This window comes from Paenibacillus sp. PsM32, assembly GCF_030433815.1.
GTDB classification, from domain to species: domain Bacteria; phylum Bacillota; class Bacilli; order Paenibacillales; family Paenibacillaceae; genus Saccharibacillus; species Saccharibacillus kyungheensis.
The window spans coordinates 1,046,898-1,060,247 of the sequence record NZ_JARUWY010000001.1 but is presented as its reverse complement, the minus strand read 5'-3'; the positions used below and the strand labels follow the sequence as shown (position 1 = coordinate 1,060,247).

At 36.8% G+C, this 13,350-nt stretch carries 13 protein-coding genes; all 13 read left to right on the top strand.

Annotated features, from left to right (window positions below; all coding sequences use genetic code 11):
• Positions 1-7: 7 nt before the first annotated feature.
• The 13 genes from nrdI to QCD85_RS04715 all read left to right on the top strand — a co-directional run bounded on the left by nrdI (position 8) and on the right by QCD85_RS04715 (position 13,278).
• Complete coding sequence (gene nrdI / locus QCD85_RS04775; RefSeq protein WP_273615056.1) at positions 8-376, top strand: class Ib ribonucleoside-diphosphate reductase assembly flavoprotein NrdI; 369 nt, start codon at positions 8-10, stop codon at positions 374-376.
• Positions 363-2,447, top strand: coding sequence for a class 1b ribonucleoside-diphosphate reductase subunit alpha (gene nrdE / locus QCD85_RS04770; protein ID WP_301261784.1), 2,085 nt, complete (start codon positions 363-365; stop codon positions 2,445-2,447). The genes nrdI and nrdE overlap by 14 nt, the downstream gene beginning before the upstream one ends.
• 260 nt (positions 2,448-2,707) lie before the next feature.
• Positions 2,708-3,676, top strand: coding sequence for a class 1b ribonucleoside-diphosphate reductase subunit beta (gene nrdF / locus QCD85_RS04765; RefSeq protein WP_301261783.1), 969 nt, complete (start codon positions 2,708-2,710; stop codon positions 3,674-3,676).
• A 550-nt stretch (positions 3,677-4,226) separates the two neighbouring features.
• Positions 4,227-4,553 (top strand): thioredoxin family protein, encoded by a 327-nt coding sequence (locus QCD85_RS04760; protein WP_301261782.1) that lies wholly within the window; start codon positions 4,227-4,229, stop codon positions 4,551-4,553.
• Between the two features lie 41 nt (positions 4,554-4,594).
• Entirely contained in the window at positions 4,595-5,074 is a 480-nt protein-coding gene (locus tag QCD85_RS04755) for a hypothetical protein (protein ID WP_301261781.1), read from the top strand.
• Positions 5,075-5,242: 168 nt separating this feature from the next.
• On the top strand, positions 5,243-6,121 hold the full coding sequence (locus tag QCD85_RS04750; protein WP_301261780.1) for a M15 family metallopeptidase: 879 nt from the start codon (positions 5,243-5,245) through the stop codon (positions 6,119-6,121).
• A gap of 121 nt (positions 6,122-6,242) precedes the next feature.
• A complete protein-coding gene (locus tag QCD85_RS04745) occupies positions 6,243-6,941 on the top strand; it encodes a response regulator transcription factor (RefSeq protein WP_273616237.1) in 699 nt (232 codons plus the stop codon).
• On the top strand, positions 6,934-8,046 hold the full coding sequence (locus QCD85_RS04740; protein ID WP_301261779.1) for a sensor histidine kinase: 1,113 nt from the start codon (positions 6,934-6,936) through the stop codon (positions 8,044-8,046). Before QCD85_RS04745 ends, QCD85_RS04740 begins: the two co-directional genes overlap by 8 nt.
• Positions 8,047-8,260: 214 nt before the next feature.
• Positions 8,261-8,650: a GntR family transcriptional regulator gene (locus tag QCD85_RS04735; RefSeq protein WP_301261778.1), complete on the top strand. Its 390-nt coding sequence runs from the start codon at positions 8,261-8,263 to the stop codon at positions 8,648-8,650.
• Entirely contained in the window at positions 8,643-9,548 is a 906-nt protein-coding gene (locus QCD85_RS04730) for an ABC transporter ATP-binding protein (RefSeq protein WP_301261777.1), read from the top strand. Before QCD85_RS04735 ends, QCD85_RS04730 begins: the two co-directional genes overlap by 8 nt.
• The gene (locus QCD85_RS04725) at positions 9,523-11,553 is read left to right on the top strand and encodes a hypothetical protein (protein WP_301261776.1); all 2,031 of its coding nucleotides are present in this window, start codon (positions 9,523-9,525) and stop codon (positions 11,551-11,553) included. Before QCD85_RS04730 ends, QCD85_RS04725 begins: the two co-directional genes overlap by 26 nt.
• A gap of 267 nt (positions 11,554-11,820) precedes the next feature.
• Entirely contained in the window at positions 11,821-12,543 is a 723-nt protein-coding gene (locus tag QCD85_RS04720; RefSeq protein WP_301261775.1) for a polyphosphate polymerase domain-containing protein, read from the top strand.
• A gap of 3 nt (positions 12,544-12,546) precedes the next feature.
• Positions 12,547-13,278 carry a DUF4956 domain-containing protein gene (locus tag QCD85_RS04715; RefSeq protein ID WP_273615067.1) on the top strand — a complete coding sequence of 244 codons (732 nt, stop codon included), beginning with the start codon at positions 12,547-12,549 and terminating at the stop codon, positions 13,276-13,278.
• The last annotated feature ends 72 nt before the right edge of the window (positions 13,279-13,350 follow it).

Below are 13,350 nucleotides of genomic sequence, written 5' to 3'. Positions count from 1 at the left end.
CACAACCATGCTAATTGCTTATGATTCCAAAACAGGCAATGTAAAACGATTTATCAACAAATTAAAATTACCTGCTGTACAAGCTGTACAGATTGATGAGGCGCTGACGTTGGATGAACCTTTTGTACTGGTAACGTACACAACTGGATTTGGTCAGATTCCTGATAAGGTAGTTCATTTTTTGGAGAGAAATCATAATCGCCTGATCGGAGTTGCAGCAAGTGGCAATCGCAATTGGGGAGACAAATTCGCTCGGAGTGCTGATCTAATCTCAGAACGTTATAATGTACCGGTTGTGTACAAGTTCGAATTAGCAGGTACAACAGGAGACGCACAACGATTTCAACAGGAGGTAGATAAAATTGCGGCATATTGAATTGAACAACTTACTGATGCAACGGGACGAGAGTGGATTTTTCCGTTTGGATAAAGATAAAGAAGCAGTTGTAGAATATATGGAAGAGGTAGCTCGTAAAAGTATCAACTTCCCGGACACCAAAACAAAAGTACGTTATATGATCGATAACGATTATTATGAAGATATGTACAAAAACTATACTTCTCAAGATGTAGAAGAAGTATATGCGATTACACACAGTTATGATTTCCAATTTCCATCTTATATGGCGGCTTCCAAGTTCTACACAGATTATGCAGTGAAAACGAATGACCGTAGTCAATACTTGGAACATTATGCGGATCGTGTCGCAGTCGTGGCGCTTCACTTGGGACGCGGGGATGCGGATAATGCCAAAACTCTTGCCAAATCCATGATGGAACAACGTCTACAACCAGCAACACCAACATTTTTGAATGCAGGTAAAAGTCGTCGTGGTGAAATGGTCTCTTGTTTCTTGTTAGAAATGGATGACTCTTTGAACTCGATTAACCATGTACTAAACACTTGTATGCAATTATCGAAAATTGGTGGCGGTGTAGCGGTTAACTTGTCCAAACTTCGTGGACGCGGTGAGCCGATCAAAGGTGTTGAAGGTGCAGCAAAAGGAATTATGCCTGTATTGAAACTGATGGAAGATGCTTTCTCCTATGCAGATCAAATGGGTCAACGTAAAGGTTCTGGCGCAGCGTATTACAACATTTTCGGCTGGGACGTTATGGAGTTCTTGGATAGCAAAAAAATCAATGCAGACGAGCGCACACGCCTCAAAACATTGTCGATCGGTCTTGTTGTACCGAATCGCTTTTACCAATTAGCAGCAGATAATGAACTATTGCATGTATTCGCACCTTATAGTGTATACAAAGCGTATGGTAAATATCTGGATGATCTAGATATCGATGAAATGTACGATACATTGCTTGCTGATGATCGTGTCAAAAAGAAAGCAATCATGAGTGCTCGTGATATGCTAACCAAAATCGCAAGTGTACAATTAGAATCCGGTTATCCGTATATTATGAACAAAAGTAATGCGAATAACGCTCATGCACTAAAAGATATCGGATCGATTCGTATGTCTAACTTGTGTACAGAAATTTTCCAATTGCAAGAAACATCTGAGATTACAGATTATGGTCAAGATGATATTATTCGTCGTGATATTAGCTGTAACTTAGGTTCACTTAATATGGTAAACGTCATGGAACTTGGTAAAATTCGTGAATCCGTTCATGAAGGAATCATGGGTCTAACATCGGTTAGTGATATGACAGATATCGCTAATGCACCGGGTGTAGCCAAAGCAAACCGTGAAATGCACTCTGTAGGTCTTGGTGTTATGAACTTGCATGGTTACCTTGCTAAAAACAAAATTGCGTATGAAAGTGACGAAGCAAGAGACTTTGTTCGTACTTTCTTTATGATGATGAATTTCTACTCATTAGAGAAAAGTATGGAAATTGCTCGTGATCGTCAAACGACTTTTGCTGATTTTGAAAAATCAGAATATGCAAAAGGAACGTACTTTGATCGTTATTTAGAAATCGATTATCGTCCAGCAACAACACGTGCAAGCGATTTGTTTGGCGATATGTATATCCCAACACCAGCAGACTGGCAGAACCTGAAAGCTGATGTAATGAAACATGGTCTGTATCATGCTTACCGTTTGGCGATTGCGCCAACAGCAAGTATTTCATATATCCAAAATGCAACATCTAGCGTAATGCCGATTGTAGAACAAATTGAGACTCGTACGTATGCGAACTCAACGACTTACTACCCAATGCCATATATGCAACAGGATAACTATTTCTACTACAAATCTGCTTACCAAATGAATCAATTTAAAGTATTGGATCTGATTGCTGAAATCCAAAATCATGTCGATCAAGGAATTTCAACAGTACTTCATGTAGGTAGCGATGTAACGACTCGTCAATTGGCTCGTTATTACCTGTATGCAGCACACAAAGGTCTAAAATCACTTTACTATACACGTACCAAATTGCTTAGCGTAGAAGAGTGTATTACTTGCTCGGTATAATATTTTTCGGTAGTTGATTATAAAATAATATCTATAGTTATGCAGTATACAAGAAAGCCTTTTTAGGCTTTTTTGTATGCTTTACGTGCTTGGCAACATCAGCACGATCGGATTCAAATGAAATATGATTTTTGCCCGACACCATATCTTTTAGCAAGCGCTTGGCGATATGTAGGCTGTACCGTTTGAGTACATACTTGTGTTCTTTTACCAAAGTGCAATAAGTAGTATCCAATGTTTAAAAGGAGGAATTTTAACTTATGACTGGACCTATCAAAGCTGTGAACTGGAACCGTCCTGATGATGATTTCACAATGATGTTCTGGAATCAAAATATTATGCAATTTTGGACGGATGATGAAATTCCATTGTCTGATGATAAAATGTCATGGATTCAATTGAGTGACATCGAACGTGATACGTATATGAAAGTGCTTGGAGGACTTACTCTACTTGATACAATTCAAGGTGGCGTAGGTATGCCGAAAGTATTGGAACACGTCGAAGGGATGCAACGTAAAGCAGTATTAGGCTTTATGGCGATGATGGAGCAGATTCATGCGAAATCATACAGCAGTATCTTTACAACATTGTCTTCTACAGAAGAGATCGATAAGATTTTCCAATGGGTGGAAGACAATCCACGTCTACAGACCAAAGCAGAAACGATCCGTCAGTACTACTTGAATATTAATTCGCCAAAAGAGCTATTTTTAGCTATGGCGGCTTCTGTATTACTCGAAAGCTATTTGTTCTACAGTGGATTTTTCTATCCGCTTTATCTAGCTGGACAAGGTAAAATGACGTGTAGCGGTGAGATTATTGATCTGATTTTACGTGATGAAAGTATTCACGGTGTGTATGTAGGGGTACTTGCACAAGAAATCTACAATGATCTTGAAGAAGACGAGCAAAAAGACGTTTACGAAATCTTAGAAGGTCTACTGACGTATCTTCATGCGAATGAAGAAAAGTATACAGAAGAGATTTATGATCCAATCGGTCTAACTGAAGATGTAAAAATCTTCCTTCGTTACAATGCAAACAAAGCGTTTATGAATTTGGGCTTTGATCCTGTATTTGCTGAAGAAGAAGTGAATCCGATTGTATTCAACGGGATCAGCACACATACGAAACAACATGACTTTTTCTCGAAAAAAGGAAATGGATATGTGCGTGCGATGAACGTTGAGCGTTTGACTGATGATGATTTTAAATTTGATTTTTAAAATAGCTTTCTTGAGAAACCGCTATGGGAAAGAAATCATTCGGTCGGTCGCTGGTTGTAGATCCATTTTTGGAATAACCGCTATGCGGTAAAAATGGATCTACAAATGCGAACGCTTCGCTCCTTTCGAATTGATTTCTTTCCCTTCGCTCAGGCGGGGGAGTTAGGAAAGCAAGGATTTTAAAAGATTAGATTTGGTGTGGTAGCAGGTTGGGATCGTTTGGGAGATACTTGAGTTACAGATGATAAGAGATAGATAGGGATAGTAGAGAGAGAATAGAGATAATTAGAGAGATAAATATAGAGTATATATGAGTTCAAAAGGGTGAAGTAAAGGGTGTTTTTCTGTGTGTTAAGCAGAAAGGCAGCCTTTTTTCGGTTTTAATTGTTTTATGGTATGGTTTGGCTGTTGATATTTTGATCTGTTTGTTTGATTATTGGGATATTATGTGTTGGGATGATGTGGGTAAGAGAATAAGGATGTATAAGAGAGTAGAATAGAAGTGTGGAAAAATATATGGTGAAGAGATATTGGAAAAGAGGAAAAAGGGATGGAACAGCTTTTTTCTAAAAAGCAGGTAGATGATTTTATTCGTCAGCATTCGTTGACATTGCTTATGCTCAAAACGCAGAATTGTAGTGTATGTGAAGCGGTTCAGCCGCAGGTGGAACGTTTGTTAGAAGGGTATGAGCATATTGCAGGTGGATTTGTGTATATGGAGGATGTGCCTGAATTGGCAGGAGAGTATATGATTTTTACTTCACCGGTATTGTTGTTATTTATGGAAGGCAAAGAGGTATATCGGGCGGCTCGCTTTATTGTATTTGAAGAACTGGCGAACCAGATCAATCGGTATCATGAATTTATGCAATCGTAAATCCTATAATCGGGTAATGCTTGTTAAAGGAGATGTTAGATATGGGTATTACAGGCGTTTATTATGAGGAACATAAAAATTTAGAAGATATTTTGGCGGGTAATGTGCAACCACCCACACTGGATATTGATAAAACATGGAGTCTGATTGTAGACATGTTCCCGGATATTCCTTTGGTTCCGGTAGGGGAGCAATATAAAGTCGATAGTCAGGCGACTGAATACGGTTCTTTTTACTTATCTGCGGACAAAGTAGCCGAAATTGCAACGCAAATTCCTGAATTGAAACAACCTGAGAATCTAACCAAACGGATTGATTTTGAAAAGTGGAAAAATATTCCCGAGATGGACATAGAGCAGTTGGATGAACGGGCAATGATTATGTTAGCTTTTCCGATGCAAAGTGATGAGACCTATGAAGAATTAGTAGATGGTTACTTGCTTCCTCATCTGGAATCGGTATTTGAACTTTTTGAAAAAGCATTTGCCAATCAAAGTGGCTTGGTATTTATGATTATGTAATAACAAATGTCTAATAATCCAATAAACCTATCGCTAGTCGGATAGGTTTATTTTTATTTGTATAGAATCTACATATTTAAGGAAAACTTTATATTTAGCCTACTTTTATTTTTAACAATCTTCTTTATGATTTTGAGATCACAGATCAAGATCAAGGAGGATATGATAATGAAAAAATGGATGGTTTTACTTGTCGTTTTGTTAGGTATTGCATTGTTAGTCACTCGCTATTTGCCGGATTCTTTCGATTACAAAATAGGTCGAGGATTTGCACAAGAGCGGGTGATTGATGATAAAGACGAAGTAGCAGGTAAAAATGAAATATTAGTCGATGTGAGCAAAAGTCAGATTTACCAAGGAGATTTGTTATTAATTAATAAAGATTATCCGTTAGTGGATGGGAATGAAGCGCAAGATATTGTTAAGCTTGTTGATTATTCTACTTTTGCAAGCCAGATTGTTTTACTGGATCGATCTTTGTCATTGTCTCAAGATGTAGCAGAGCGATTTTTGACTATGGTTAAAGACGCCAATGTAGAAGGAATCGATCATTTTATGGCAAGTAGTGGATATCGAACGAATCAAGAACAAGATAATTTGTATGATGAGAAAGGATCAGAATACGCTATGCCAGCCGGATACAGCGAACATAATCTAGGGCTTGCGCTGGATGTTGGTTCTACACAAAGTGGTATTGAGAAATCAGAGGAAGGCGTCTGGCTGCGCGACAATGCATGGAAGTATGGATTCATTCTCCGTTATCCCAAAAACAAAGAAAAGATTACAAGTATCAAATACGAACCCTGGCATTTCCGTTATATAGGGTTACCTCATAGTGCTATTATGGAAGAACATGATATGGTATTAGAAGAGTATTATGAAGCGTTAAGAGATGAACCTTTGTCTATAACGATAGAAGGTCAGCATTATAATGTTCGGTATCATCCTATGCTCAATGATAAAAAAATCGCTGTTCCTGCCGATGGTGACTATACAATCTCAGGTAATAATGTAGATGGAGTGATTGTTACCGAAAGGCATCGATAATGACCCGATTGTACGTGCTATGCTTACATGAACCATGATGTATATGTAGTACTGGGCTAACGATTCTAATCTAGTATAATCAAATTGTGGTAACCTATTATATTTGTTCGGGAGATGTACAATCACTATGACAACGATATTAATCGCAGATGATGAAGAAGCCATTGCCGATTTATTGGAATTGCATTTACAAAAAGAAGGATATCAATGTATCAAAGTAACCGATGGTGCAGAAGCAGTACGAATCATTTTAACCCGTTCGATTGATCTGGCTATTCTCGATATTATGATGCCCCGTATGGATGGTTATGAAGCAGCACGAACGATTAGAGAAACCCATCATATTCCGATTATCTTTTTGAGTGCTAAATCTTCTGATCTTGATAAGATTACAGGTCTAGTGACTGGTGCTGATGATTATGTGACCAAACCATTTAATCCGATGGAATTAGTAGCGCGGGTTAACGCACAATTGCGACGTGCCAATCAATTTAATACTGCCGGAGGAGCACATAATACGTCTATTTTGAATACAGGGGTATTGGTCATTAATCCAGAACAACGAACTGTATCTGTCTATGATCAGCCTGTAGAATTAACACCTAAAGAATTTGATATTTTGTATTTACTTGTGAGTCATCCCAAAAAAGTATTCAGCTCAGAACATATTTTTGAGTCTGTTTGGAAAGAAAGTTATTACGAAGGAAGTAATACAGTGATGGTACATATCCGTACATTGCGCAAAAAGCTAGAGGAAGACAAGCTCAAAACCAAATTGATTAAAACTGTCTGGGGCGTGGGGTATACGTATAATGGCTAAACAGGTTCGAAGCTTTCGTTTTAATATGATGATGTTGTTTGGACTTAGCATGTTGTTATCGGGCATAGTCACTTATATTTTATATCGTTTATTGCAATGGTTTTATTCTACGACTAAATTTGAAGATGTATGGACAAAATATCGTTATTTTATTCGCGAGATCGGAGATCTAAATTTCTTTTTAATCTTTTTTATTCCACTATCCTTTTTCTTTTTCTTTTTGCTAACCAAAAGATATGCGTTGTATTTTAAAGAGATTACAAGTGGAATACACCAACTGGCGAATGCTGATTTCGATATTGATCTCCAGATACAGTCCAAAGACGAATTTGAAGAGATTGCTCGTGATATTAATCTAGCCAGCCACAAATTACAGCAAGCGATGATTCGGGGCGATTTTGCTGAAAATTCCAAAGAACAATTAGTGCTTAATCTAGCACATGATCTGCGTACACCGCTTACGTCGGTACTTGGTTATTTGGATTTTATTTTAAAAGGAAAAGACGAACTGACTGAAGAACAAATGATGCATTATGCTGGGGTTGCTTATAATAAATCTCAGCGGTTGGAAAAATTGATCGAAGAATTATTTGATATTGCTCGTATGAATTATGGTACAGTTTCTCTTAAAAAATCATGGTTAGATGTAAATGAACTTCTCCATCAATTGATCGAAGAATTGTACCCTGCGCTGGAAAAACAGCATTTAATTAGCCGTATTACAACCACGACATCAATGACCATTTATGCAGATGGAGAACAACTGGCTCGTGCTATCGAAAATCTGCTAACCAATGCTATTCGTTATGGGGAAGATGGGCATTATATAGATGTGAATAGTTATCCAGAAGCCGAAGAGATAGTCATTCAGATTATCAATTACGGCAGTCGTATTTTGCCAGAAGAGTTGCCTCATATTTTTGAAATGTTATATACCGGAGACAAAGCACGAACTCAGAAAGATGGAGGTTCGGGCATCGGTTTGTTTATTGCCAAAAATATTGTAGAGCATCATAAAGGAACCATTACCGTTCAAAGTGATCTCATTCGCACCTGTTTTGAAATTCGGTTACCTGATCAGGCTCAGAATATAGATGTATCATAAGAAAAATGTTCTACAGTGGTTAGACGCTTATCGCTTGTGATACCGCTAGATATACAATGTATCGCAATCCAAAAGAAGTCACGATTCCTTTGATTAACCGAAGGAGCAATGACTTTTTTTTTATTTGGGTAGTATCAGCTCTAAAAAATAATTGACAATCTGTATTAACTGTACTAATAATAGTAGTACAGTTAATACAGAGAGGAGGCTCTTTATGTTCGAATTGGATGTACGTAGTCGGAAGCCAATCTATGAGCAGTTGATGGATAAAATCAAAGAGATGATTATGTATGGCATATTGAAGCCTGAAGAACAATTACCTTCAGTGCGTTCACTTTCCACTCAATTAACAGTTAATCCAAATACGATTCAAAAAGCGTATCGGGAGTTGGAGCGAGAAGGCTATATTTATTCTCAGCCAGGTAAAGGAAGCTTTGTTTCACCACAGCAACAACAACCGACCCAGGAACAGCAAGAAGATATGCGCGAGCGATTATTAAAATTGTTTGCAGAAGCAATCTATCTCGGATTTACCAGAGAAGACTTGATCAAATTGTATGAACAAGCGATGCAAGAACATGAAAGGGGGCATCATCATGATTGAAGTTAAAGGACTCACCAAATACTTTGATGGTGAAAAAGCAGTAGATGATTTGTCGTTACACGTACATAAAGGTTCGATTTTTGGCTTACTCGGCTCCAATGGAGCAGGTAAAACCACATTGCTCAAAACAATCGCAGGCATTTACCGCGCAGATCAAGGACAGATTATTTTAGAAGGACAAGCTGTATATGAGCAACCAGAAATCAAAAATCGAATGATTTTTTTAGCCGATCAACCTTACTTTTTCCCGCAAACCTCTATTAAGCAAATGGCTTCTTTTTATCGGTCTGTTTATCCTCAGTGGAGTCAGGAGCGTTTTCAACAGTTAGCTCCAGCATTCGCAAGTATTGATATGAAGCGTAAATTACACCGTTTATCTAAAGGAATGCAGCGCCAAGCCTCTATGTGGTTAGCTTTGAGTTGTAGACCGGATGTATTGATCTTGGATGAACCGATAGATGGACTAGATCCTGTAATGAGACGACAAGTCAAAAATCTGTTATTTCAAGAAAGTGCTGAACGCGAAATGACCGTCATTATTTCGTCGCATAATCTGCGTGAAATCGAAGACCTGTGTGATCATGTAGGCATTATGCGCAAAGGCAAATTATTAGTGGAAAAAGAACTGGACGATCTCAAAGCCGATACTCACAAAATACAAGTCGCTTTCCGGGATGAGCGTCATGAACATGCCATCTCCAGTCTACTGGATGTGGTGTATAAGGAAGAACGAGGTAGTGTAGGTATTTATATTATCAAAGGCGAGATCGAGCGTATCAAAGAAGTATTCAACGTCTACACGCCATACGTATTTGATATTTTGCCGATGACACTAGAAGAAATCTTTATTTACGAAATGGGGGACGCCGGTTATGATGTTCAACCGATTCTTCTTTAATCGAGGGTTATGGAGTCAAGCATTCAGGCAGAGTGCATGGCTTAGTGTATTGTATCTAGTAGGCTTGTTGATGTTACCATGGATCTTAATAACTGAAGATAAGCAGTATGAAATGAATTTTCGTTCGTTAGATAATATATGGAAATTAGATGATTTATTTTATATGGGCACACAAATACAACCATTCTGTATGATGATTTTTCCGGCATTTATCGCTATATTTTTGACAAGATATATGCAAAATAAAAAATCTGCTGATTTATTTCATAGCTTACCATTTCGTCGTGAACAATTATTGAGTATTCATATATTAGCAGGGATACTATTAAATCTTATTCCTATCGCTATCACAATGCTCGTATTAGCAATCATCAAAAATAAACTAATGTATTTAGAGTATACAAGTATACAAATATGGCAATGGGGTTTAAGTGTATTTGCAATTAGTTTATTTATTTTTGCGTTTACTTTATTTGTAGGCATATGTATTGGACAATCTATTTTGCAAATGATCGTTACAGGCATTTTACTGCTTTTACCTGCCGTAATTATTATGTTTTTCCAACAACATTTTATCGCTTATTTATACGGTTATATGCAAGAAAGTTCGATGGTAACGAATTATGATTATTCTTCTCCACTTATTCGAATTGGGGCATTATCAGGAGAAGCACTATCTCAGCGAGAAGGTTGGATATATACTTTCCTAGCTGTAGGATTTATTATTTTGAGCTACATTTTTTACAAATTACGTCCTTCTGAAGCAGCAAGTCAAGCGATCGTTTTCCGTTACTTTAATCCGGTGTTTCGGATCGGTGTTATGTTCTGTGCAGCAATGACACTAGGAACGTATTGGAGAATAGCATATTTATTTGGTAGTAATATATTAACAATAACTACTTATATTGTAGGAGGCATTATTGGCTTTATTATATCTGAGATGCTTATTCGTAAAACATGGTATATATTCGATGGAATAATGATAAAGCGCATGTTAAGTTATGGTATTATTGTAGGCTTAATTATTTATCTTCCGATTACGAATGCTACAGGTTATGAAAAAAGAGTGCCCGAGCTAGCTAGCGTTCAAAGTGTATATATAGGAGATGATATACAAAGACAACTATTTGATCAGAATTATAAAAGTGGTAAATATGAGCTGAAAAAAGGTAGATTGTCTTCTGATCCTAACTATATTCAATCTATTATTTCATTACAAGCTAAGATTGTTGAAGAACAGCCTGAATTTGATTATAGAAATACAGAGATAGTAAACCAAATTATTCAAATCGCTTATCAACTAAATAATGGAAAATTGATGTATAGATCGTACACGGTGCCTTATCAGATGTATGCATCTGATCTACAGAAAATTACCAGTACAGCAGAGTATAAAACAGTTTATTATAAGTTAGATGATTTGCAAAAATATCATAATAAGATTCGTATTACTAATGAAGACGTGAACAAGAGATCCAAATTAGTTACAAATTCAATTAAAATAAAAGAATTAAAACAATTGATTTTCCAAGAACATTTGGCTATTCAAAATCCATTACGTCGTCCTCTTATAGGAAGCGGCGCTACATTTATTATTTATTTTTCAATTGATCCTGAAGGGCTAAATACAGAGGAACGAAATTACTATTTGGATCCTTCTTATGCACCTATAGCGACATGGCTCAAAGACAATGGATATTGGGATACTGTAGTAACACAGCCCAAAGATATAGAATCAATAGTAATCACTAAAGAAAGCGCAGATAAGAATAAACGTTATCAAGCGTTAGGTGATAGATTTAACCAGCAAATTAATAATGCTCAATTAGCAACTATTCAGAATCCACAAGTAATAAAAGAGTTATTAGATCATAGTCAACAAGAAATTAGTTTTCAAAATACAGATTATATGCTCAAATTAAAATTCAAAGATAAGTCTATTGCTTATCGCGTATTATCTAGCTCAGAAGTAAACCCAGAAATATACAAAGTATTACCTGAATAATTTATTTATCTAAAGCATCGATATAATCAGATTCAACAGAAATGTTGTTTCCGATTATGTCGATGCTTTTTTATTATCAAAGTATTATGACACAACTATTCAATTACTATTTTTTACTTGTCGTGCTAATTAATTTATCTCTTTTTAAACATCTGTTCATATAAAGTTCAAAATCCCTCGATATAATCAACAATGTAAACGTGATGTTAACGGAGTGTAAAACATGGATCTCATGGATAGCAGATCAAGAAGAAAGGGGATGAATAAATGTATTATCCAAATTTGGATTTGAAATACCGACATGAACTCAAGCACTACGTGAATTACCATCAGTATTTTACGATTCGACAACGGCTACGTCCGCTGATGACACAAGATGCGAATTCCAATGAAGCTGGAGAATATCTGATTCGAAGTCTGTATTTTGATGATATCAATAATACGGCACTGCATGAGAAATTAGGCGGTGTGCGAGATCGAGTGAAGTACCGGATTCGTATTTACAATGACGAAGATAAAATTATTCATTTTGAAAAGAAAATTAAAATGAACGATTATATTGCCAAAGTCAAAGAATCGATTACCCGTGACATGTATGATGAGATTCTAAAAGGCAATTATGAAGTGCTCAACTTACCTCACAAACCTTTACTGTATGAAATTTATCATGCGGCTAACAATGTTTTATTGCGTCCACAGGTGATTGTAGATTATGTACGGGAAGCTTATACCTCTAAGCTAGGTAATGTCCGTATTACGTTTGATAAATATATGAAAACAGGTCTGAACAATCACGATATATTTGACCCGAATCTAGCAATGGTCGATGCAATTGATCATAAATTTTTTGTACTTGAAGTGAAATTTGATGAATATTTGCCGGATTATATCAAAACAGCATTACAACTCGAAGGATTAGTTCGTCAATCCAATTCAAAATACGTCATCTGCCGTAAACTCGGTAAAGAAAATTCCTGGGAGGATCAATAACACATGGCAACAACGACACCAGTCGCAGCCGCGGCAAATGCAACAACAACCGACGCAACAACCAATTTTTCAGATATTGTCAAAAATTCTGTACTGGAAAGCTTCACTTCTGATATCAGTATCACTCATATTTTGCTCACGATGGGGATTGCTTTTTTGGTCGGACTATTTATCTACTTCCTGTACAAACGTGTATTTAGCGGAGTGTTATATTCCAAAAGCTTCAATATCTCACTGATCGGCATGACGCTAGTGACTTCTATGGTGATTATTGCGATTAACTCGAACTTGATTCTATCTCTAGGTATGGTTGGTGCACTTAGTATTGTTCGTTTTAGAACACCGATTAAAGACCCAACCGATTTAATTTTCTTATTCTGGGCAGCAGCGGCAGGGATTGTTACCGGAGCAGGTTTTTATAGCTTGGCGATTATCGGTTCTGTGATTGTAGGTTTGGTGATGTTCTTATTTATCAAAGGTTCTTCTTTCGAAACGCCTTATCTATTGGTCGTAAACGCTCAAGGAGACGATGCAGAGAAACAAGTCAACAGCAAGCTAAACTCACTGGTAAAACGCCATACGGTTAGACAAAAAACAATTACAGCAGACAATATTGAATTGACGCTAGAAGTACGTATCAAAAACAATGAGCCTACATTTGTAAATGAAATTTCTAATATTGCAGGTGTAAAAAATGCTGTGTTGATTAGCTACAACGGTGATTACGTTTCATAATAGAAGCGAATAGACATGGCTGAAATTGATCGAAATGAAAGCTCATAGAAATCCTTTGCACAAGTCAATATA

Excerpts from the sequence above, each read along its gene's own strand:
- QCD85_RS04715 (WP_273615067.1), top strand. The coding sequence starts at position 12,547 with ATGGCAACAACGACACCAGTCGCAGCCGCGGCAAATGCAACAACAACC.
- QCD85_RS04760 (WP_301261782.1), top strand. The coding sequence starts at position 4,227 with ATGGAACAGCTTTTTTCTAAAAAGCAGGTAGATGATTTTATTCGTCAG.
- QCD85_RS04730 (WP_301261777.1), top strand. The coding sequence starts at position 8,643 with ATGATTGAAGTTAAAGGACTCACCAAATACTTTGATGGTGAAAAAGCA.
- QCD85_RS04740 (WP_301261779.1), top strand. The coding sequence starts at position 6,934 with ATGGCTAAACAGGTTCGAAGCTTTCGTTTTAATATGATGATGTTGTTT.
- nrdI (WP_273615056.1), top strand. The coding sequence starts at position 8 with ATGCTAATTGCTTATGATTCCAAAACAGGCAATGTAAAACGATTTATC.
- QCD85_RS04725 (WP_301261776.1), top strand. The coding sequence starts at position 9,523 with ATGATGTTCAACCGATTCTTCTTTAATCGAGGGTTATGGAGTCAAGCA.
- QCD85_RS04735 (WP_301261778.1), top strand. The coding sequence starts at position 8,261 with ATGTTCGAATTGGATGTACGTAGTCGGAAGCCAATCTATGAGCAGTTG.
- QCD85_RS04720 (WP_301261775.1), top strand. The coding sequence starts at position 11,821 with ATGTATTATCCAAATTTGGATTTGAAATACCGACATGAACTCAAGCAC.
- nrdF (WP_301261783.1), top strand. The coding sequence starts at position 2,708 with ATGACTGGACCTATCAAAGCTGTGAACTGGAACCGTCCTGATGATGAT.
- QCD85_RS04750 (WP_301261780.1), top strand. The coding sequence starts at position 5,243 with ATGAAAAAATGGATGGTTTTACTTGTCGTTTTGTTAGGTATTGCATTG.
- QCD85_RS04755 (WP_301261781.1), top strand. The coding sequence starts at position 4,595 with ATGGGTATTACAGGCGTTTATTATGAGGAACATAAAAATTTAGAAGAT.